Raw genomic sequence first — 20,691 nt, forward strand, 5'->3', positions numbered from 1 at the left:
GCGACGGGTCGGCGGTTCGCGGTCTCGCTGCGCTTCACTTGCGAGCCTCGACGAGGGCGAACGGGGGGACGACGCTGCGCGCGCGGATGTCGTGGAAGCCGACGCGCGCGAGCAGGCGGCTCAGTTCGTCGCAGCGCCACGGCGGGTTCCAGCCCCAGGCGTGGCGGTCGTCGCTGGGATCGGTGAGGGGGACGCGCTGCAGTTCGTGGCGGTTCCAGGCCATCCACAGGGCGACGAGGGCGGCGAGCGAGCGGTCGTGGGCGGGGTCGCCGGTGGCGAAGAAGTCGACCAGGGCGAGCGTGCCGCCGGGGGCCAGCGCGGCGTGGAGGCGCGCGGCCCAGCCCTCGGCGCCGCTGCGATCGAGGCCGGAGAACAGGCGGTTGGCGGTCAGCAGATCGATGGCCGGCGGGAGCGGCTCGTGGAGGACGTTGACGGGGTGCAGGGCGACGTCGAGGCCCTCGGCGCGCAGGTCTGCGGCGGTGGCGGCGAGGTAGGCGGGATCTTTGTAAGTGACCTCGGCGGCGTGGACCTGCAGGTGCGGCGCGGATGCCTTGAGGATCGCGGCGAAGGCCGCGGGCCCGGCCCCGACGTCGCAGACGACGCGGTGGGCCCGGAGGTCGCGCGGGCCGTGGGCGCGCGCCAGCAAGGAGGCAGTGTCGCGGAAGTAGTCGCGGCTGGCCTCGTTGAAGGCGGCGCGGGCGCGGAAGTAGTCGGCCTGGGCGCCGGCGTCGGCGGCCGGGGACCACACGCGGCGATCGGCTCGCCTGGTGTCGCGCAGGGCGGCGGGCAGAGCGGCGATGGCGTCGACGTAGCGGCGGTGACGATCGACGAGACCGAGCAGGCGCAGCGGCGAGTCTTCCAAGAAGAAAGTGCGGGACAGGGCGGTGAGCTCGTAGCGACGGTCGCGGAGGGCGAACAGGCCGAAGCCGCTGCCGAGCTCGAGGAGCATCTCGAGCGCGGCGTCGCCGGTGCGATCGGCCTGCTCGGCGGCGAGCCAGTCGAGAGTGGCGGGGCCGCGGGCGAGGCGGGCCAGGAGATCGAGGTCGAGGGCGCCGAGCAGGACGGGCAGGGCGGCAGCGTCGAGGCACAGCGCGACGGCGGCGGCGAGCAGGTCGTCGGGGACCTGGGCGATCGCGGCGAGCGTGGGCAAGGCGGGCGGCATCAGTTGCGGGGGTGCGACGGAGTTTCGTGAAAGCAAGGCAGCGTCGGTCGCGGGCGAGGTGCGGCGGCGCTGCGCGGGGGCGAGGCGGCGGCGATGGCTGGCGGAAGTGCAGGGGCGAGGCGGCGGCGATTGCTGGCGGAAGTGCGGGGGCGAGGCGGCGGCGATGGCTGGCGGAAGTGCGGGGGATGGGGCGGCGGCGATGGCTGGCGGAAGTGCGGGGGACGGGGCGGCGTCAGGTGCTGACGCCGAGGTGCGGTGAGAGGAGCGCGAGCCGGTCGAGGTGGCGTCGCGCGAGTCGAGACCACGTCACTTGCTGGCGACGAGGATCCGCATCGACTGGAAGAACTCGTAAGGGGCGCGCGGGGGCTCGAGCTCCTCGGTGGCGGCGAAGCCGGCGGCCTGCAGCAGGGCGACGTGCTCGCGCGGCGAGCGGTAGCGGGTGCTCTCCGACTTGGCGAGGAAGTAGACGCCGCGCAGGTACATCGGCAAGGCCTCGCGGAGGACGCGCTCGGGCAGCATGCGCTCGATGACGAGGAGGCGGCCGCCGGGCGGGAGGGCCTCGTGGGCGCGGCGGTAGACGGCGACGATCTTGTCGTCGCCCCAGTCCATGGCGGAGCGGCACATGGTGATGACGTCGTAGCCGGCGGGCAGCGGGGTGCGGAACACGTCGCCGGCGATCGCCTCGACGCGGCCGGCGAGCTCGGGGCGCGCCGCGAGCTGACGGCGGCCGATGGCGACGCAGGCGGGGACGTCGAGGAAGGCGCCGTGGAGGCCGGGGGTGGCGGCGACGATCGCGGCGCAGAAGCTGCCGGTGTTGCCGCACAGGTCGAGCAGGCGGCGGTGCTGTCCGAAGGGATAGGTGGCGAGGACGACCTCGACGATCCTGGCGATCGTGGCGTCCATGTAGCGCGAGTACTCGGCGGCGACCTGCGGGTCGATGGCGTCGACGTCGTCCTTGAAGTAGTCGCGCAGCTTGAACGGCGAGGCGGCGCCGTCGCTGCGCACGAGCGCGTCCATGTCGGCGAGGGCGCGGTAGACCTCGTCGTAGTACTCGAGCAGATAGGTGGTGGTCTGGAACGGGCGATCGGGGGCGCGCACGAGGAAGGGCGCGAGGGCGGCCGGGGTGGCGACGCCGCGCTCGTCCTCCTGAAGCAGGCCGAGGCCGACGCAGGCGTCGACGACGATCTTGAACGAGCGCTCGGGCAGGTCGAGGGCGGCTCTGAGGGCGTCGCGGGCGATCGGCTCGCGGGCGGCGGTGAAGAGGTCGAGCTTGTAGGCGGTCATCAGCAGCTTGCTGCCGAGGAAGCCGTCGAGCAGTTCGAGGAGGAGCTTCTCACCGGTCGCGGTGGTCATGCGTCGCCTGCATCTCGCGCCAGATGGCGTCGAAGTAGCGCTGCCCCAGGGCGCGGTGGTAGCGGAGCGAGGCGAACAGGATCGCCTGATCCGCGGGGCTGTGAACGACGGCGCCGATCAGCTCGGCGGTCTCGCGCGCGTGCTCGACGTCGGCGCTCATGTGGATCCGGTGGAACTCGCGCGCGGGCTCGGGGACGTCGAAGCGCTGCAGCAAGGCGTGGATGTTGCCGTGGGTGGCGGGGGTGCCGGCCTCGAGCGAGAACAGGACGGCCAGGCCCCACGCGAGGTCGGGGTGGCGGGCGCAGCGGATCCGGTTGTTGAGGTAGGCCTGAGCCTCGGGCAGCTCGGGGCGGTCGTCGAAGCCGTGCGGGAGGTCGAAGTGCCGCAGGAGGCGCTGCAGCAGGACCGGGTGGGCCTGCGATCCGTCCTCGCCGCCGGTCTCGTCGTAGAGGTTGCGGTGGAGGACGCTCGCATGACCCAAGGGACAGCTCAGCGCGAGCTCGGTCAGCTCGCGGTAGAAGAGGCGCGAGCGGTGCCAGTGGTGGCGCAGGTAGATCTTGAGGTCGGCGAGGCTGGGGTCGCCGTGGAACAGGTGCTCCGACATCGGGTGGCGCAGGCCGGTGCGCTGGTGCTGCTCGGCCTGCAGGCGCGCGAGCAGGTCGGCGGGGGCGAGCAGCGGCTCGAGCGCGACGGGCGGGACGTGGGCCTCCTCGACGGCGTAGCCGGCCTCGACGACGAAGCGACGCACGGCGTAGGTGCGCGGGTCGGGGTCGGCGTGCAGGTCCCAGACGAGGCCGTGGTAGGCGACCGCGGCGTAGTCGTCGCCGGCGAAGGCGAGGGCGGCGAGGCGGCCGAGCGCGTGGGCGGCGTCGGCCGCGGTCTTGGGCGTACGATCACCGAGAGCGGCGCGGACGTTGGCGACGAGGATGGCGATCACGCGAGGTCCTCCACGCGGGCGATCCACGGCCGACGCTGCGGGTCCTCGCCGCGGACGACGGCGCGGTAGCGGGCGACGAGCGCGGCGGTGACGGGGCCGGGGGCGGGCAAGCGCCGGCCCTCGAGCAGGACGACGGGGCGCAGCTCGGCGGCGCTGTTGGCGAGGAAGACCTCGTCGGCGGTGACGAGGTGGTGGCGCGGGATCGGGGCCTCGCATGCGGGGACGCCGAGGTCGGCCGCGAGGGCGAGGACGGTGGCGCGGGTGATGCCGGGCAGCAGCGGCTCGTGGTCGGGCGGGGTGACGAGGCGACCGTCGCGGACGATGAAGAGGTTGGCGCCGGTGGCCTCGACGACGGTGCCGTCTTCGCCGAGGAAGAGGGCGTCGTCGTGGCCGGAGGCCTGGGCCTCGCGCAGGGCCAGGAAGGCGCGGCCGTAGTGGCCGGCGTGCTTGGCGGTGGGGATCCACCCGGCGCCGTGGCCGAGCGAGGCGATCCGCACCTTCATGGGGGCGCCGGGCGGGCCGCCGGGCTCCCAGGCGACGACGGCGACGTGGACGGGGTTGTGCGCGCCGAGGCCGATCCGCTGGTCGCCGTAGAAGGCGAGCTGGCGGACGTAGCCGTCGCCGCGGCCGCTGGCGCGCACGACGGCGAGCGTGGCGTCGCGGAGCTGCCGGGCGCGCCAGGGCAGGGTCATCCACAGGCTCTCGGCGCTGGCGAGGAAGCGGCGCAGGTGGTCGTCGAGGCGGAACACGCCGACGCCCCCGTCGGCCAATCGGTAGTGGCGCCCGCCGTCGAACACGGCGGTGCCGTAGTGCAGAGAGTGGGTGAGGAGGCCGAAGCGCGCGGCCTCGGGGGGGACGAGCTGTCCGTCGAGCCAGACGATGTCGGTCACGGCCGGTCGCTCCCGCGGAGAGGTCGGAGGATGTCCTCGGGGACAGGTCGGGCGGGAGGCGGAGGGTGGCGCATGGGACAGGGGAGATGTCCCGAGAGGCAGATCGAGCAGGGGACGAGGATGCCCCGATCGGTGTGTCTCAAGGGACATTCAATGTGTCCTTCGGGACATGCCGGGTCAGGGGCCATCGATCGCCTCCGTCAGCGCGGCGCGCGGGGACCGGCCCGTCGCGCGGCTGTCCGCGAGGACATGTTCGACGCGGGCGGCGACGCGGCGCTCGACGTGGGCGAGGACGTCGGCGGGGCCGTCCGGGGCGCCGGCGTAGAGCGCCTCGACGGCGAGAGAGCCGCCGGCGCTGGCGAGCAGGTCGGGGATCACGAGGACGCCGGCGGCGTGGAGGGCGTCCTCGACGTCGGGGGCGAGCGCGAGGTTGGCGGCCTCGACGACGCCGGCGCAGCGGAGCCGCGGGATGTCGCCGATGGCGAAGGCGCGCGAGACCGCGGCGAGGATCAGGACGTCGCAGTCGACCTGCAGGACGGCGTCGGAGGGGCGGACGTCGGCGGCGAGCTCGGGGAGGCGACCGTCGCGGCGGCCGGCCAGCAGCACGGGGACGTCGAGGCCGGCGTCGGCGACGAGGCAGCGGAGGTCGTCGGCCCAGGCGACGACGCGGCAGCCGACGCGATCGAGGAGCCAGGCGGCGCCGCCTCCCATCGCGCCGGCGCCCTGGATGGCGACGCGCAGGCCGGCCGGACGGGCGAGGGCGCGGCCGAGCGCGAGGGTGGCGGCGCGCACGGCCGCGGGGGCGCGCAGGGCGTGGACCGGCCAGCCGTCGACCGCGGCGTCGAGGAAGGCGTAGCGGCGCAGGAACTCGTGATCGGCGAGGCCGCGGCTGCGCCCGACGGCGAGCTTGAGGCAGGGCAGGCCGACGTCGCCCGCGGCCCGCTGCAGCTCGGCCATGGTGGTGTTGAGGTCGGGGCCGACCGACCAGCTGCGCTCGATGAAGGGGGCGACCGCGGCGAGGAAGCGGCGCAGGACCGCAGGCCGCGCGGGGTGATCGGGTGCCATGCGCAGGCCGGCCTTGGCGCCGCCGACCGGCAGGGCGAAGGCGGCCTGCTTGCGCGTCATGTTGCGGGCGAGCGCCGCGATCTCGTCGGCGTCGACGTCGGCGGCGATCCGCAGACCGCCGGCGCACACGCCGTCGACGAGGCGATCGATCACCAGGACGCCGGTGACCGGCTCGAGCGGATCGCGGTATTCGATCTTGAGCAGCGCCGCCATGCCACCAGCCGCTGTTCACAGCGTAGCGGAGCGAGGGACGCGTGGCCATCGCGCGGCCGTCGCTCGCAACATCCTCCGCGGCCTGAGAAGACTCCTCGCGCGCCGATGTCGCTGTCGCGATCTCGCTCGCGCATCGGTGTTTGACAGCGCGTCCGGCGACGCGGAGGATCGAGGCGGCGGTGGGTGCGGGGATGGCAGAGGACTGGCGATCCTTGATCGATCGACGATTTCCGGCGTCGCAGAGCCTTCTGCTGCGCTACCACAAGGTGCTCGCGGTGCCGGGCCTGGCGGTCGATCTGGCGCTCGCGGACCTCGAGCCCTGCTCGCACGGCGAGGGCGCGACGACGTTCGCGTTGCCGGGGTCCGCGGCGCGCGAGGTGATCGTCTGCGACGAGTCGAGCCGGATGTGCACCGGTACTTACAAGGCGCTCGACGCGTGCGTGACCGTGGCGCTGCTGCGACGGGCCGGGGTGCAGCGAGTGGTGGCGTCGTCGGGCGGCAACCTGAGCGCGGCGCTGGCGACGTACGCGGGGCGCGCGGGGCTCGAGGCGTTCCTGTTTCAGCCGCGTCGCACGCTGTACAAGCAGCGCGGCGATCACTTCGGCCCGGGCGTGCGGCTGATCGCGGTCGATCTGCCCGAGCCCGAGGTCAAGCGGATCGCGCGCGCCTTCGCGGAGCGGTTCGGCCTGGCGCACGTGCCGGACGTCCGCTGGCGGCTGGCGGCGTCGGCGGTGCGGGCGATGTTCGTGCTCGAGAGCGCGGCCGAGCTGGGGCGCGTCGACTGCCTGGCGCAGACGGTGTGCGCGGGCTTCGGGCCGGCGGGGATCTACCAGTGCTTCGCGGCGCTGCGCGGCCACGGGCTGCTGCGCCGCAGCGAGGTGCCTCGCTTCCTCGGGTTCCAGCAGGAGGCCAACGCGCCGATCGTGCGCGCGTGGCAAGCGGGCGAGCCGGCGCTGACGCGCGAGCACGTGCGACCCGAGCCGGACCGCTACCTCGAGCCGGGGCTCTACAACACCGACCCCGCCCGCGAGTACGCGCGCCTGGCCGCGCTGCTGCGCGAGGTCGGCGGGGAGATGCTGGCGCTGTCGGACGACGACCTGGCGCGCCACCAGGCGCCGCTGCTGGCACGGATGCGGGCGGCGGGGTTCGAGTTCTCGCGCCTGCCGGGGACGGACGAGGTGGTCGAAAAGACAGGTCTGCTGACCGGCGTCGGGGTGCTCAAGGCGATCGACGAGGGCCGGCTTACGGCCGGCGAGCGGGCGCTGTTGATGCTGACGGGCGGGGTGCGCGAGCTCGCCGGGGCGGCGCCGCCGAGCCCGGCGCTGACGATCGACGCCAGCCGCAGCGAGGCCGAGTGGCTGGACGAGCTCGGGCGGACCTTCGGGCTCGCTACATGTGCACGAGCTCGAGCTTGATGCCGTCGGGGTCGCTGAAGAAGACGGCGTAGTAGCCGGGGGCGTAGGGGTACTCGGCGGGGGCGTCGAGGATCTCGACGCCGGCCTCGACGAGCCGCCGGTGGACCTCGTCGATCGAGGCCCGCGAGTCGAGGGCGATGGCGAAGTGGTGCAGGCCGACGCTGTAGCGATCGAAGGCACGGCCGCGGTGCTCCGGGGCGGCCTCCCACACGCCGAGCATGAAGGTGCCGGCGGCGAGCAGCATCATGCGACAGCCCTCGTGCTTGTGCGGGGCGCCGACGACGTCCATGACGACCTGGCCGCCGAGCAGCTCGAACAACCTGGTGTAGAACGCCCGCGAGCGCTCGTAGTCATTGACGGTGATCGAGACGTGGTGGATCCCGGTGGCCTTGGGCGAGACAGCGGTCATTGCACAACCTCCTACGCGAGGCTCGATGCTACGCGACCGCGGGGCGCGGCGACCATCCGGCGCGTCCGTAGCCGCGAACGACGACGAGCAGGCCCGCAGGGGTCCGAAGGCCGCGCGCCCGCACCTGCGGGTCACGTGGACGTGACCCGCCGGCGGCCCGATGGGACATGGCCGTAAGGACAGGTGGGTGCAGGTCGTCGGTTCGGAACCGCGCTCGCGGGGACGCTCCGAATCAGCGGGTCGGGCCGACGACGAGGGGCAGGTCGATGGTGAAGGTGGAGCCGGTGCCGAGCTCGCTGACGACGGAGATCGTGCCGCCCATGCGCTCGCACAGCTTGCGGCAGATGGCGAGGCCCAGGCCCATGCCGCCGACCTTGCGGGTCGGCGAGTCGTCCACCTGGCTGAAGGCGTCGAAGATCTTGGTGCGCTGCTGCTTGCTCATGCCGATGCCGGTGTCGGCGACCTCGACGACGAGGCGATCGCCGCGGCGGACGACGCGGAGGTCGATGGTGCCGCGCTCGGTGAAGCGGGCCGCGTTGCGCACGACGCTGCCGATCACCTGGGCGAGCTTGATGCGGTCGTTGACGACGTCGAACTGCGGCGGGTCGAGGTGGACGCGCAGGGTCGAGTGGTTGCGCTCGACCTCGGGCAGGTGGGCCTCGACGACCTCGCGGACGACGTCGGCGATCGGGAAGCTGGCGGCGGCGAGGACGAGGCGGCCGGACTCGAGCTGGGTGATGTCGAGGACGTCGGAGATGATGCCGAGCAGGCCGCGGCCGGCCCGCGAGATCTTGTCGAGGTCGCCGGCGATGGCGTCGAGGCCGTCGTCGGCGGCCTCTTCGCCGAGCATCTCGGCGGCGCCGATGATCCAGTTGAGCGGGGTCCGCAGCTCGTGGCTCATGTTGAGCATGAAGCGGCTCTTGGCGACGCTGGCCTCCTCGGCCGAGCGCCGGGCCTCGTCGAGCGCGGTGAACATGCGCGCGTTCTCGATGGCGATCGCCAGCTGGGTGGTGAGGAGGCGCAGGATCTCGAGGCGGTGCGGGGTGAAGGCGCCCCAGATCGCGCGGTTCTCGAGGTAGAGGGCGCCGATCCGCTGGCCGCGGCTGAGCAGCGGGAAGCAGGCCAGCGACAGCGGACGCACGCGCAGCAGGTAGGCGCCGAGCAGGCTGGGGTTGTTGTCGACGTCGTCGGGCAGGAGGACCCGGCCGCTGCGCTGGCACACGCGCACGAGGCCGGCGGGGACGTCGGCCTCGCTGATCGGCAGGTCGTCGTGGAGGACGACGCCGTGCTCGGCGGCGTAGCTGGCGACGACCACGAGGCCGCCGCTGCCGGCGAGGGCGAGCGCGCCCCGATCGGCGCCGGCGTTCTCGACGAGGATCGCCATGAACTTGCGCAGGAGGGCGTTGCGGTCGACCTCGACGGCGAAGGTCTCGGCGGCCTTGATCGCGCTCGAGAGGTCGAGGCGCGGGTCGACGGAGGTGGCGGTGACGATCGAGGCCTCGAGCGAGTCGCCGGCGAGCAGCGGGCGCGCGACGGCCCGCGGCAAGTAGGTGCGCAGCAGGTTGCCGTGGACGGCCAGGAGGGCGTCGGCCCGCGGGGCGGCGCCCCAGCGGCGGTAGACGGCCTCGGCGTCGGCGATGGCGGCGGCCGCCATGCTGTCGCGGCCGGCTCGCAGGTGGAAGGCGCCGGCGAGCTCGGTGGCGAGGGCCTCGGTGGCCATGCTGCCGCCGCGGTGCGAGCCGGCGATGGCGGCGTCGTAGGCGCCGAGCGCGGCGAGGCCGTCGCCGGCGAGGTCGGCCCGCTCGGCGTCGACGAGCGCGAGCTTGTGGGCGAAGTTCTCGGGGCACGAGGCGGCCCACACGGCGTAGCGCTCGCGCAGCGCTTCGAGGCGCTGCCGCGAGTCGTCGAGGTCGCCGCCGCCGCGGCGGAGCAGGGCGGCGTGGACGAGCGCCGAATAAAAGGCGAGCTCGGTGGTGAGGAACCACGACGAGTTGAGGAGGCGCTGCTCGGCGGCCCGCATCCACCGCTGGGCGGCGTCGAGCTCGCCGTGCAAGAAACACAGGTAGAGCTTGGCGATGCAGTACCAGAGGGTGGCGAAGGTCAGGCGATCGCGCTCGGCGGCGGCGAAGAAGGCGTCCTCGTCGAAGCCGTCGCCCTGCAGGCTGGTCGGCCCGGCGGTCTCGCCCTGCAAGCACGCGACGAGGCGCCGGACCACCCGCAGCGCGGCGGTCGAGGAGGCGACGCGGGTGCGCTGCATGAGGTGCAGGTACTCGTCGGTCTGGGCGGCGACCGAGCGCAGCGGGGTGCCGGCGCCGAACTGGACGATCGCCGAGTGCGAGCAGGCGTAGGAGACGAAGATGTAGTCGCCGGTCTCGAGGCCGTGGTAACGCGCGCGCTCGAGGTACTCGAGGACCTCGGGCAGCGGGCGGTAGTAGTGCAGGATCGAGCCGAACACGAAGTTCAGGCGCGGGACCTGATCGAGGTTGCCGAGGCGCTCATTGACGACCAGGGCGGCCTCGCCGAAGTCGTGGGCCTCGCGCACGGCCCCGCGCGAGGTGGTGAGGTAGAAGGCGTAGACGAGGTAGCCGTAGGGCGAGGCGTCGGCGTGGCCGCGCTCCAGGCTGAGGTTGATCTGCTTGAGGCAGAGGTACTCGAACAGCGCCTGGCGGGTGAGCTGGGCCGGGGCGAGCAGGTCGGTGATCAGCTTGATCGTCGAGCAGAACTCGGGGCCCGTGTTGCGCGGGCGATCGGCGAGGGCGGCGATCGGGGCGCCGGCGAGGCGGCGCTGCAGGTCGGCGCGCTCGCGGGCGGCGGCCTCGCGCAGGGCGTCGTCGCCGTCGGGGACGTCGAGGCCGGCGAGGCGCAGGGCGTCGACGCCCATCGTCAAGGCGTCGCTCGAGCGGCCGATGGTGACGTAGAGGACGACCCGCAGCGAGCGCGCGGCGAGGGCGTCGCGGCGCGAGGCGGCGTGGGTGAGCAGGACGTCGAAGGCCTGCTCGGCGCGGGCGAAGTCGCCGCACAGATACTCGCACTCGGCGAGCTCGAGGTAGAGGGCGTGGACGAGGCGGTCGTGGCTGCGCCAGCGCTCGGGGCCGAGCAGCTCGGCGCCGACGCGGAGGAAGCCGACGGCGGCGTCGTAGGCGGTCGCGGCCTTGGCCCGCCGGCCGGCCTCGAGGTCGAGGGCGGCGAGCTCGATCTGCTCCTCGGCGCCGGTGAGGCCGGCGCGGCCGAGGTTGAGGTGCGAGACGGCCTCGAGCAGCTCGGAGCGGTCGCGCGTGGCCAGGGTGGCCAGCAGGTGGCGGCCGATGGCGAGGTGGATCTGCGGCCGCGCGTCGGCGTCGACGAGGGTGTAGGCGGCCTGGCGCACGCGGTCGTGGAGGAAGCGCAGGCGGACGTTGGGCAGCTGGCCGCCGTGGCCGTACGGGAGCAGGCGGTACTCGGGGTCGATCGGGACGACGAGGCCGCGGCCGATCGCCTCCCACAGCGCGGGGCCGATGTCGCTGCTCGGCTTGCCGGCGGCGGCGGCGAGGGTGTCGAGGTCGAACTGGGCGCCGATGCAGGCGGCGCAGGTGAGCAGGGCGCGGACGTCGGGGCCGAGCCGGCGGATCCGCTCGAGCAGCAGGTCGGCGACGTCGTCGGGGATGCTGGCCGCGCGCAGGGCCGCGAGGTCCCAGGTCCAGCGGCCGAGCTCGGGCGAGAAGCGGATCAGCTCCTCGCCGTGGATGACGCGCAGGAACTCGCGCACGAACAGCGGGTTGCCCTCGGTGCGCTGGTGGACCTCGGCGGCCAGGTCGGCGACCGCGGCCGGGGTCTCGGCCAGAGCGTCGGCGACGATGGCGGCGACGTCGGCGCGGCCGAGCGGGGTAAGCTCGATGCGCTCGATGCTGGCGCCGGCCTGCTCGAGCTCGGCGAGGGTCTTGCGCAGCGGGTGATAGGCGTCGACCTCGTGGTCGCGATAGGCGCCGATGACGAGGACGTGGCGCAGGTCGTGGTCGCCGAGCAAGGCGCCGAGCAGGCGCAGGGTCGCGCCGTCGGCCCACTGCAGGTCGTCGAGGAAGATGACGAGCGGGTGGCCCTTGTCGGCGAACACGCCGATGAAGCGCAGCACCGCGAGGTGCAGGCGGTTCTGCGCCTCGGTGCCCGACACGGGGGGCGGGGGCGGCTGCTCGCCGACGACGTGGGCGAGGTCGGGGAGGGTGTCGACGAGCACGGCCATCTGCGCGCCGAGGGCGTCGGCGAGGCGCCGGCGCCAGCGCTCGACCTCGCCGAGCGGGCTGGCGAGGACCAGCTCGACCAGCTGGCGCAGGGTCTGCAGCAGCGAGGCGAACGGGACGTGGCGGTTGTACTGGTCGAACTTGCCGGCGATGAAGTTGCCGCGGCGGGCGACGATCGGCTGGTGGAGCTCGTGGACGAGCGCCGACTTGCCGGTGCCCGACCAGCCGGCGATGAGGGCCAGGGCGCGCTCGCCCGCGGCGGCGTGCTCGAAGGCGGCGAGCAGGCGGGTGCGCTCGGCGGCGCGGCCGTAGAGGCGCTGCGGCAGGCGGAACTCGGCGCTGCGACGCGTGCGCGCAGGGTTGGGGGTGTTGTCGCCGCCGAGGGTCGCGCGCAGGTACTCGAGGTCGGCCCGCAGGGCGTGGGCGCTGCGGTAGCGCTCGTCGACGTTCTTGGCCATCAGCTTGAGGATGATGGCGGACAGCTCGCGGCCGATGCTGGGCTCGAGGGCGGCAGGGTCGGGCGGGGTGCGGGCGAGGTGGGCGTGGACGAGCTCCATCGCGTCGCTCTGGGCGAACGGGCGCCGGCCGGTGAGCAGCTCGAAGAAGGTGACGCCGAGGGCGTAGAGGTCGGCGCGCTGATCGATGCCGCGGCCGACCCGGCCGGTCTGCTCGGGCGCCATGTACGCGAGCGTGCCGACCAGGCGCTCGGGGGCCGCGAGCGCGACCGACTCGGTGGCGAGCGCGGAGGCGATGGCGAAGTCGGTCAGCTTCACCTCGCCGGTGCGCGGGTTGAGGATGATGTTGGCCGGCTTGATGTCCTTGTGGATGACGCCGTGCTCGTGGATCGCCGCCAGCGTCTCGGTCAGCTGGAGGGCGATGGCGAGGAAGCTGCCGACCCCGACCTTGCCCGGGAAGCACTGCGTCAGCGACAGGCCGCCGAAGTCCTCGAACACGAGGAAGGGCAGGCCGCGCTCCTCGAGCGCGAGCGCCTGGACGACGCCGCTCAGCTTGAGCCGCGCGGCGACGTCGTACTCGTGGCGCAGCTCGGCGAGCCGCTGGTGCGTCACCGCTTCGGCCCGCGGGACCTTGAGGATCACGAGGCGACCGTCGCTGGCCCGCGTGGCACGGCGCACCTCCGACTTCATCCCCTCGTGGAGGACCTCGACGGTGATGTAGCCGTGGAGCGACACCTGAAACATGATACACGCGCCGCGATCGCGGGTCAGCGCGCGGCGAGGGCAAAGTCGCGCCGGCGCGCGCGAGCCGTGCTGCGGCCAAAGCTGATAGCATCGGGGCGGTGGTGAAGCGGGTAGTGGTCGACACGACATCGCGATCCTCGGGAGATGTCTGGTACTTCGCCTACGGCTCCAACCTGCACCCGCAGAGGCGCGCGACGAGGGCCGCGTTGTCGCCGCTGGACACCACGCCCGGGACGCTGTGCGGCTGGCGTTTGGTGTTCGACATGCCGGGGGTGCCGCCGGCCGATCCGGCGATGGCGAGCATTCGCCGCGAGGCCGGCAGCGAGGTCCACGGGCTGCTGCTCCGCCTGACTGCGCACCAGTTCGCGGCGCTGGTCGGCAGCGAGGGCGGCGATCGCTTCTATGTGCGCGAGCAGGTCGAGGTGATCGCCTATGACGATCGTAAGGTGATCGCCGAGGTGTTCATCGCAGCCCCCGGACGCAGGCTGCAGCGCGAGCGCACGCCGTCGCGGCGCTACCTCGAGCTGATCCGCGAGGGGGCCCGACTCAGCGCGCTGCGCCCGGAGTACTGCGCCTGGCTCGAGGCGCTGCCGCACGCGGAGGCGTCGCCGAGGGCGCGCTGGGCCTCCGACGTCTTTCTGGAAGTGTTCATGCGCGCGAGCCGGGGCCGCTGCGCGGGCTGGCGCAGGGCTGGCTCGACGCCCTGCAGCGCACCGAGGACCTCACGGCGCTGCCGCGACGCGTGGCCCAGGGGGTGCTGCTGGCGCCGGTGCTCGGGGTCGGGGTCGGGCTGCGAGCGCTGGGCCGGAAGGCCTGAGCGCCGTCATCGCGCGTCGCGGAGGCAATGATCATAGATGTCCTTCGGGACATGTGATTTTCAGGAAAGGTGTCAGCGCCAGGGCGGGTTCGGCTGGCCGGGGGAGCCGTCGTTCATCGGCGGGACGTACTCGACGAGGGCGCGGCACCAGGCGTCGGGCGCTGCGCGTCGAGCAGGCGCGCGGTGTTGCGGCCGGGTCGCGGCGCACGGTACCCTCGGACGATGGCCCGGCCGCCGCTCGAGGTGCTGCGTACGCTCGACGACCAGATCGTCGATTGTTATGACCCCGCGCTGGGTTTGACGCTGCCGGAGAAGATCGCGTGGGCGGTGTCGGTGGTGCGGCGGCCCGACGACGGCGGCGATGGCGAGGACGACGCGGGCGCGACCTGGCTGCGGCTGCTGACGGCGCTGCTGCGCGACCCGGGGGCGCCGCGGCTGCGCACGCTGATCCTCGCCGACTGGACCGAGTACGCGCTCGACCCGTGGGACGTGGCGTTCGAGGAGGGCGATCCGCTGCCGCTGATGAAGCGCCACGCGGGGCGGCTGGCGAGGCTCGAGCGGCTGCACATCGGCGCGTTCCCGGGCGAGCTGCCGCCGGCGCGCGGGGTGTGCCAGGGCGTCGGCCCTGCGCTGGCGAAGCTGCCGGCGCTGCTGCGGCTCGACCTGCACGGAGAGCAGGGCTGGGAGCTGGTGCCCAAGGCCGGTCACCCGCGGCTGCGCGCTCTGGTGATGCACGTGGGCGAGGCGGCCGACGATCCGCTGGAGGCCCTGATCGCGGCGCCGTTCCCGGCCCTGGAGCGGCTCGACGTGTGGCTCGGATCGGGCGTGGCGGAGGCGCTGGACGAGGCAGAGTTCGCCGCGGCGCTGGCGAGCGAGCGCCTGCCCGCGCTGCGCGACCTGAGCTTGCGCGGGTTCGAGTCGCCGACGCTGCTCGACGCGCTCGTGGGGCAGGCGCCCCGGCTGTCGTCGCTGGCGATCACGCACGCGCCGGAGCTGGGGGACGAGGGGCTGGCATGCCTGCTGGAGGCGCCGTGGCTGCCGCGGCTGCGGCGGCTCGAGCTGCGCGGGACGGGGGTGTCGGCCGAGCTGGTGGCCGAGCTGGCGGCGCAGGGGCCGGAGATCGTCGGCGGCGATTGAGGTCGCGTCGCGGTCGCCCTCGTGAGCGCCGGTCACGGCTCCAGACACGTCATGCTGGCCCACGCCGGATCGTCGCCCTGCATGTGCGCGAGGAACTCGGACAGGCGCTGCGGCTCTTCGCCGTCGCGCTCGACGACGATCGCGTCGCTGTCGAGCGGGTGCTGCAGCAAGATGTGCTCGTTGCCGTTGGCGACGTAGTAACGGAGGTTGGGGAGGTCGTCGAGGCGGGTCTGCAGGGCCTCGAGACCCGCGGTGTACTGATAGCCGGTCACCAGATCGAGGGTCCAGTTGTTCTCGGAGTCGAGCACGGCGATCCGCGAGTCCGGGGCGAGGCCCGCGTTGAATTCGTAGACGGTGCGGTAGTCGGGGGCGCAGGTGGTGCAGCCGGGCGGCACCTGCGGGTCGTGGAGCTCGTAGCGCCACTCGGGCCCGTCCGCGAACACGAAGGCGAACGAGTCCGAGACGAGGTCGATCCGCGTGCCCGGGAAGGCCTCGACCCATTGCCAGTAGTTGAGCATGGCGCCGACCGAGCCGGCGCTGCCGCCGGTCAAGATCACGCGCGAAGCGGCAGGGAACGAGGCCCCGAGCGCGGCGGCGAAGCGTCGCTGGTTGCGCGAGCCGTGGAACTGCGCGGTCCAGCCCGGGAAGGCGTGGTCGTTGTCGCCGACGTAGTAATCGCCGGCGCAGTTCGAGATGAAGACGAACGTGGCGTCGGCGAACGGGTTCGTCGCCGCGGCGCGATCGAAGATGCTCTTGTCAGGGAAGGTGACCGAGCCGTCGCAGTCGCCCGCGACGCACGCGGCGAGCTCGGTGGCCCCGAAGCCGCCGTCCTTGCGCATCGACGGGGTGCCGATGCTGCAGCCCTCGTCGAGGCAGGCGCTCCCGCCCGACATGTAGATCACCAGGCGATCGCCGGTGCCCTGATTGACGCCGAGGCCGGTCGGCGTGCCGTTGGCGCAGATCGCCCCGGGCACGTCGTGCCACACCCACTCGCCGACGGGGCCGTGAATGTCGCCAGTGCCGGCTTCATTCGTCGTAGTGTCGGTGCCGTTGGTGGCTTCTCCGCCGGTGCTGGTGGTCGAGCTGCCGCCGGCGCCGTCGGTCTGCCCGCCGCCCGGCGTCGCGTTGCAGGCGACGACGCCGAGGAGCGCGGCGAGCAGGTATCTGGGGGCAGATCGAGGGAGCATGCGAGCAGCGTAGCCGAGGCCGCCGGCCCGGGCGCGAGGCGTCGACGACATGGCCCGAAGGACAGGTCACCGGCGCCCGCGGGCCCCTATTGCAGATTCTGAACCGGGCGCCGGCGAACCACGCCTCGATGGCGGCCGACTCGGCGTCGAAGACGTCCGGCAGGCCCTCGGCGCTGACGACGAACACGTGGTTGCCGGCGGTGTGGACGAGCTCGCGCTTGCGGATCTCGCCCATGCTGGCGTGGACGGCGGAGATCCGCAGCTCGTGCCCGGGCTTGCCGTCGCGGGTGGTCGGCTTCGATTCGGTGACCTCGAACTTCTGAAACAGCTTCTGGTAGGTGGCAGGGAACACTTCGTTCGCCAGCTGCTCGGCGCTGCGGACCTGGTCGGGCGGGACCGCGTAGTCCTTGGCCAGCAGGAAGAAGAAGCGCGCCTTGTCGGTGTGCCGACACTTGATGAGCGTGGTCTCCTGACCGGGCTCGGCGGCGGTCTGCTCGACGCAATCCCAGCCGTCGCCGGACGGGCGCGGGGCGGCGACGAGGCCGTCCTTGCTGGCGAACAACGACGCGTCGGCTGCGGGGGGCGCGTCGGCGGGGGTGGCGGCGGGCGGTGTCTTGGATGTCTCTGCGGGCATGTTGGAAGGGCCAGGTTGTCCGCCGTCGCAGGCGGCGGCCAGGAGGACGGGGAGGAGGACGCGGAGAGGACCCATGAACGGCGATACTGGCCCGCACGCTCGCAGCGGGTCAAGCGGGGCGGGTCCGAGGGAGCGGCGCGCCGCAGGCGACGAGCACGTCGCGGGCGATGGGGGCGGAGATCGACATGAGGCCTCGCTCGCGGAGTCGGAGCGGCGTGGTGGGCTCGGGTGCGCGCGGTTGGCGATGCATCTGCTCGTGCAGGGGCATGGAGTCGTGCGTGCGCGAGGCCGCAAGCGAGCTCGTCCGTGCTGGACGCGTCCTCGCGGACGCAGGAGCTCCTCGCTTCGAGAAGCGATCGCGCTCGTGTGGCGCGGGTACATGAGCCCGGTGGTCGGCGACCGCGCTGATATGGTTGCTGACCATCGACGCGTGGCTGGCGTTCGCTCCTCGGGCCGACGAGCGCCGGACGGGGAGCGGTCATGGCACTCGGGACATGTCTCTTTGAACATGCACGTGAGGTGCTGCGATGATGCGCCCGGCGCGCCGGACCGCGATGGCATGACATGTCCCCGGGGACATGTCTCGACCGCGAAGCTCACGGACCGCACGTGACGCCGCCGATGTCGCACAGGTCGGCGCAGGCGTCGCAAATAGGCGCAGTCGAGGTAGGCCCGTCCGGCGACGACCGTGTCGGAACCGCTACTTGAGAAACTCAGCCGCGATGCGGAGGGCCATCGGGGCGATCTCGGGGTCGGAGAGCGGGGCCAGGACCTCCTCCAGAGCGCCGGAGAGTTCGGCGAAGTGCGCGTCGCGGCGACGGTGGTTGGTGACGTACGGCCGCGAGAGGCCCACGAACAACATCAGGAAGACGAGGCCGACAATCAGCGACTCCAGTTGGCCCCGGAGGAGCCCGCCCAAAAGCTCCAGCGTCGCCGTCACGAGGACCGTCGCTATCAGCGCGAGGGGCTCCCACTTTTCCAGGCGGCCGTTGCGGCGCATCACCGTCCCGGCGTGTTCGATCGTCACGATCGTGCCGTCCCCCGCGCCTCTGACATGCACGCGCGCCGCCGCGACCCACTCGGAGAGCTCCGGGAGGTTCTCCGCGGTGCGCAGGAGGTAGAAGCCCCCCCAGGTGCCCTGCAGACGGACCCGCGCCACGCGGTTGTCTGCGCCGGCGAACTTGAGCTTGGCGAACTGGAGGACCTGTTCCGGGGAGGCGGCGACGCGGAAGGTGCGGCGCAAAGTTGTCATCTGCTCGTGTCAGCGTCGCGTGCAGGCGAACAGATCGCCGACCCTCTGCAGGCAGAACGCACGAGCGGGCCTTGCTTCGGCTTGAAACCCGGAACTGTAGGTCCCCATTTTTTCTAAAAGAATGGTGGGCAGTTGCGCGCGGGCGGCGGGGGAGCTGCCGTGGCCGGCGAGTGTCGCGCTGCTGCCTTCGTCGTCGCTTTTGCCTGTCTCTGCGCCTGCGCCGGCGATGCGCTGCATTTTCGTCAGCAGCCGATCTTCGCGCTCGAATCCCAGGTCTTTGGGACAGGTGTTGTGGCGGGCCGAAGGGCCCGGATCTGCGGCCTCGCGGCGGGCTTCACGGCGCGCCGCGGCGGCCGTGCAACCACTCGCGCAAGGTCGGCAGCATCTGCGTGTGGGTCAGGTCGAGCTGGAGCGGCGTGATCGACACGCAGCCGTGCGCGACCGCGTGGAAGTCGGTGCCCTCGCTGGCGTCGAAGGCCTCGCCCGAGGCGCCGATCCAGTAGATCGGCTCGCCGCGCGGGTTGGTCTGACGGATCGCGGGCTGCGACGGATGACGCTTGCCCAGCCGGGTGACCCGCCAGTCGGCGAGCGACTCGTAGGGCAGGTTGGGGATGTTGACGTTCAGCAGGGTGTGGCCCGGCAGCGGCTGGCGGGCGAAGTGCTCGACGATGTCGGCGGCCACCCGCGCGGCGGCGTCGAGGTGCTCCCAATTGCGGTGCGCCAGCGAGAACGCGATCGAGGGCACGCCGAACAAGAAGCCCTCGGTCGCGGCGGCGACGGTGCCCGAATAGAGGGTGTCGTCGCCCATGTTCTGGCCGTTGTTGATGCCGGAGACCACGAGGTCCGGCTTGTGGTCGAGCATGCCGGTGAGCGCGACGTGGACGCAGTCGGTGGGCGTGCCGTTGAGGTAGTGAAAGCCGTTGGCGGAGGTGTAGACCGACAGCGGGCGCCACAGCGTGAGGGAGTTCGAGGCGCCGCTGCAATTCTGCTCGGGGGCGATGACCGTGATCTCGCCGAGCGGCTTCAAGGCTTGATGGAGCGCCGCCAGGCCGGGGGCGAGGTAGCCGTCGTCGTTGCTGAGCAGGAGCCGCATCGGCCGACATTGTAACGCGGGCCGGCGAGCGCGGCAGGGGCGGCGGCCCGGGCCCGAGACGCGACGACGAGCGCGAGCCGCAGCGCGTCGCGCCCTGTCCTTCGCGGGGGCGGCTGCACCGGCGCGAGTCGGTCGCCGCGAGGGGGCGCACGCGGCGGCGAGTCGCACGCGCAGGGGCTCGGGTGTATACGAGCGCGGTGCCCCTCGCGCTCGTCACAGGCGGCGCCGTGCGCCTCGGCGCGGCGACCTCGAAGGCGCTGGCGGCGGCCGGGTTCGACGTGGTCGTGCACACCCGCCGCTCGCTCGCGGAGGCCGAGGCGCTGGTGCAGGCGCTGCGCGAGGCCGGGCGCCAGGCCTGGATCGCGGTGGCCGACCTCGCCGATCCGGACGGGCCCGCGGAGCTGGCGGCGCAGGTCCGCGAGCGCGGTGCGGCGCTCGACCTGCTGGTCAACAACGCGGCCAGCTACGAGCACGTGGCGTTCGAGGCGATCACGCGCGAGCGCCTCGAGGCGATGCTGGCGGTCAACCTGCGCGCGCCGTTCCTGCTGACCCAGGCGCTGCTGCCGTGCCTGCGCGCGGCGGCCCCGGGCTGCGTCGTCAACATCACCGACATGGCCGTGTCGCACCCGTACACGACGACGCACGCGTTCTCGCACTACCTCGCCAGCAAGGCGGCGTTAGAGCAGCTGACGCGCGCCTGGGCGCTCGAGCTGGGCCCGCAGGTGCGCGTCAACGCGGTCGCGCCCGGCCCGGTGGCGATGGCCGGCGAGACGACCGACGAGCAGCGGCAAGACATCCTCCGGCGCACGCCGCTGCGCCGCGAGGGCTCGCCGGAGGACATCGCCCGCGCCGTGGTCTTCCTCGCCACGGCCCCCTATGTCACCGGCCAGACGCTGCGCGTCGACGGAGGACTGTCGGTAGCATGACCCGAACCCTCGATCGCCTCTCTCTCCACGACATGCGCTTCGACTGCATCGTCGGCCTGTTCGGCTACGAGCGCAACACGCCGCAGCCGGTCCGGCTCGACGTGACGCTGCACCTCGACACGCGCACGGCGGCCCGCGACGGGCGCCTGACGAGCACGCTCGACTACTCGCGGCTGCTCGGCGAGCTGCGCTTCGTGATGGTGGCGGCCCGCTTCCGCCTGCTCGAGAGCGCGGCCGAGGCGGTCGCCGCGTGGATCCTGCTGCCGCCGAGCGCGGACGTGCCGCGGCCGCAGGTCGAGGCGGTCGACGTGCGGCTGTCGAAGCTGGTGGCGCTGTCGGGCGCGGCGGTGCCGACGCTCGAGATCCACCGCGAGCGCGGCGACCTCGAGTTCGTGACCGAGACGAAGTCGTTCGGCTACGTCGACGTGGTGTTCGAGACGCGCGAGTCCGGGGTGTACCGCGAGCGCCTGCACCCGCACACGGTGCTGCCGACGCACGTCCACCACCACCTCGACGAGACGGAGCTGGTGCTCGGCGACGGCCTGCTCTTGCAGGGCGCGCCGGTGGTCGCCGGCACCGCGCACACGTGGCCGCGCGGGTTCCCGCACCGCTACGAGAACGTCACCGACATCGAGCAGAGCTTCCTGTGCATCGACCGGCCGGCGTTCATCCCGACCGACGAGGTCGAGGTGGACGTGCCGATCGAGGCGCTGACGCGCACCGAGCCGATGCGGTTCTTCTGAGCCGGCGCGGGCGAGGTTCGGGATGGCGTGAAGGACATGTCTTGA

General features: G+C 73.0%; 17 protein-coding genes. 5 read left to right on the forward strand and 12 right to left on the reverse strand.

Annotation, left to right across the window (positions count from 1 at the left end; all coding sequences use genetic code 11):
* Positions 1 to 34: 34 nt before the first annotated feature.
* From OV079_RS01210 to OV079_RS01230, 5 genes are all read right to left on the reverse strand, one after another.
* Positions 35 to 1,150: a class I SAM-dependent methyltransferase gene (locus OV079_RS01210; protein WP_267765744.1), complete on the reverse strand. Its 1,116-nt coding sequence runs from the start codon at positions 1,148 to 1,150 to the stop codon at positions 35 to 37.
* 318 nt (positions 1,151 to 1,468) lie between these two features.
* Positions 1,469 to 2,515 (reverse strand): methyltransferase, encoded by a 1,047-nt coding sequence (locus OV079_RS01215; protein ID WP_267765745.1) that lies wholly within the window; start codon positions 2,513 to 2,515, stop codon positions 1,469 to 1,471.
* On the reverse strand, positions 2,496 to 3,452 hold the full coding sequence (locus OV079_RS01220) for an iron-containing redox enzyme family protein (protein WP_267765746.1): 957 nt from the start codon (positions 3,450 to 3,452) through the stop codon (positions 2,496 to 2,498). The genes OV079_RS01215 and OV079_RS01220 overlap by 20 nt, the downstream gene beginning before the upstream one ends.
* Positions 3,449 to 4,342: an aminotransferase class IV gene (locus OV079_RS01225; protein WP_267765747.1), complete on the reverse strand. Its 894-nt coding sequence runs from the start codon at positions 4,340 to 4,342 to the stop codon at positions 3,449 to 3,451. Before OV079_RS01225 ends, OV079_RS01220 begins: the two co-directional genes overlap by 4 nt.
* A gap of 177 nt (positions 4,343 to 4,519) precedes the next feature.
* Positions 4,520 to 5,620, reverse strand: a complete 1,101-nt coding sequence (locus tag OV079_RS01230) for a Glu/Leu/Phe/Val dehydrogenase dimerization domain-containing protein (RefSeq protein WP_267765748.1) — start codon at positions 5,618 to 5,620, stop codon at positions 4,520 to 4,522.
* Between the two features lie 212 nt (positions 5,621 to 5,832).
* On the opposite strand from OV079_RS01230, the gene OV079_RS01235 reads away from it, so the two are divergent.
* Positions 5,833 to 7,035, forward strand: a complete 1,203-nt coding sequence (locus OV079_RS01235) for a pyridoxal-phosphate dependent enzyme (RefSeq protein ID WP_267765749.1) — start codon at positions 5,833 to 5,835, stop codon at positions 7,033 to 7,035.
* On the opposite strand, the gene OV079_RS01240 is transcribed toward OV079_RS01235, so the two are convergent.
* Both OV079_RS01240 and OV079_RS01245 read right to left on the reverse strand, forming a co-directional pair.
* Positions 7,010 to 7,444, reverse strand: a complete 435-nt coding sequence (locus OV079_RS01240) for a VOC family protein (protein ID WP_267765750.1) — start codon at positions 7,442 to 7,444, stop codon at positions 7,010 to 7,012. The genes OV079_RS01235 and OV079_RS01240 overlap by 26 nt on opposite strands.
* A 232-nt stretch (positions 7,445 to 7,676) precedes the next feature.
* Entirely contained in the window at positions 7,677 to 12,848 is a 5,172-nt protein-coding gene (locus tag OV079_RS01245; protein WP_267765751.1) for an AAA family ATPase, read from the reverse strand.
* A gap of 107 nt (positions 12,849 to 12,955) precedes the next feature.
* Here OV079_RS01245 and OV079_RS01250 point away from each other — a divergent pair, with 107 nt between their 5' ends.
* Together OV079_RS01250 and OV079_RS01255 are read left to right on the forward strand one after the other, a co-directional pair.
* Positions 12,956 to 13,705: a gamma-glutamylcyclotransferase family protein gene (locus OV079_RS01250; protein ID WP_267765752.1), complete on the forward strand. Its 750-nt coding sequence runs from the start codon at positions 12,956 to 12,958 to the stop codon at positions 13,703 to 13,705.
* Between the two features lie 191 nt (positions 13,706 to 13,896).
* Entirely contained in the window at positions 13,897 to 14,811 is a 915-nt protein-coding gene (locus OV079_RS01255; RefSeq protein ID WP_267765754.1) for a hypothetical protein, read from the forward strand.
* Between the two features lie 32 nt (positions 14,812 to 14,843).
* On the opposite strand, the gene OV079_RS01260 is transcribed toward OV079_RS01255, so the two are convergent.
* From OV079_RS01260 to surE, 5 genes are all read right to left on the reverse strand, one after another.
* Complete coding sequence (locus OV079_RS01260; RefSeq protein WP_267778428.1) at positions 14,844 to 15,797, reverse strand: pectin acetylesterase-family hydrolase; 954 nt, start codon at positions 15,795 to 15,797, stop codon at positions 14,844 to 14,846.
* A 40-nt stretch (positions 15,798 to 15,837) separates the two neighbouring features.
* Positions 15,838 to 16,707, reverse strand: coding sequence for a hypothetical protein (locus tag OV079_RS55465; protein WP_267765755.1), 870 nt, complete (start codon positions 16,705 to 16,707; stop codon positions 15,838 to 15,840).
* A gap of 625 nt (positions 16,708 to 17,332) precedes the next feature.
* Positions 17,333 to 17,875, reverse strand: a complete 543-nt coding sequence (locus OV079_RS01270) for a hypothetical protein (RefSeq protein ID WP_267765756.1) — start codon at positions 17,873 to 17,875, stop codon at positions 17,333 to 17,335.
* Positions 17,876 to 17,893: 18 nt separating this feature from the next.
* Positions 17,894 to 18,121: a hypothetical protein gene (locus tag OV079_RS01275; RefSeq protein ID WP_267765757.1), complete on the reverse strand. Its 228-nt coding sequence runs from the start codon at positions 18,119 to 18,121 to the stop codon at positions 17,894 to 17,896.
* 97 nt (positions 18,122 to 18,218) lie between these two features.
* Positions 18,219 to 18,977: a 5'/3'-nucleotidase SurE gene (gene surE, locus OV079_RS01280; protein ID WP_267765758.1), complete on the reverse strand. Its 759-nt coding sequence runs from the start codon at positions 18,975 to 18,977 to the stop codon at positions 18,219 to 18,221.
* A 197-nt stretch (positions 18,978 to 19,174) separates the two neighbouring features.
* On the opposite strand from surE, the gene OV079_RS01285 reads away from it, so the two are divergent.
* Positions 19,175 to 19,903, forward strand: coding sequence for an SDR family oxidoreductase (locus tag OV079_RS01285; protein ID WP_267765759.1), 729 nt, complete (start codon positions 19,175 to 19,177; stop codon positions 19,901 to 19,903).
* Positions 19,900 to 20,646, forward strand: a complete 747-nt coding sequence (locus OV079_RS01290) for a dihydroneopterin aldolase (RefSeq protein ID WP_267765760.1) — start codon at positions 19,900 to 19,902, stop codon at positions 20,644 to 20,646. Before OV079_RS01285 ends, OV079_RS01290 begins: the two co-directional genes overlap by 4 nt.
* Positions 20,647 to 20,691: the final 45 nt, after the last annotated feature.

Source organism: Nannocystis pusilla, from assembly GCF_026626665.1.
GTDB lineage: Bacteria > Myxococcota_A > Polyangia > Nannocystales > Nannocystaceae > Nannocystis > Nannocystis pusilla.

Bases quoted from the DNA above. Each gene is read 5' to 3' on its own strand.
- OV079_RS01255 (WP_267765754.1), top strand. From the start codon at position 13,897: ATGGCCCGGCCGCCGCTCGAGGTGCTGCGTACGCTCGACGACCAGATC.
- OV079_RS01290 (WP_267765760.1), top strand. From the start codon at position 19,900: ATGACCCGAACCCTCGATCGCCTCTCTCTCCACGACATGCGCTTCGAC.
- OV079_RS01230 (WP_267765748.1), bottom strand. From the start codon at position 5,620: ATGGCGGCGCTGCTCAAGATCGAATACCGCGATCCGCTCGAGCCGGTC.
- surE (WP_267765758.1), bottom strand. From the start codon at position 18,977: ATGCGGCTCCTGCTCAGCAACGACGACGGCTACCTCGCCCCCGGCCTG.
- OV079_RS01240 (WP_267765750.1), bottom strand. From the start codon at position 7,444: ATGACCGCTGTCTCGCCCAAGGCCACCGGGATCCACCACGTCTCGATC.
- OV079_RS01275 (WP_267765757.1), bottom strand. From the start codon at position 18,121: ATGCAGCGCATCGCCGGCGCAGGCGCAGAGACAGGCAAAAGCGACGAC.
- OV079_RS55465 (WP_267765755.1), bottom strand. From the start codon at position 16,707: ATGGGTCCTCTCCGCGTCCTCCTCCCCGTCCTCCTGGCCGCCGCCTGC.
- OV079_RS01215 (WP_267765745.1), bottom strand. From the start codon at position 2,515: ATGACCACCGCGACCGGTGAGAAGCTCCTCCTCGAACTGCTCGACGGC.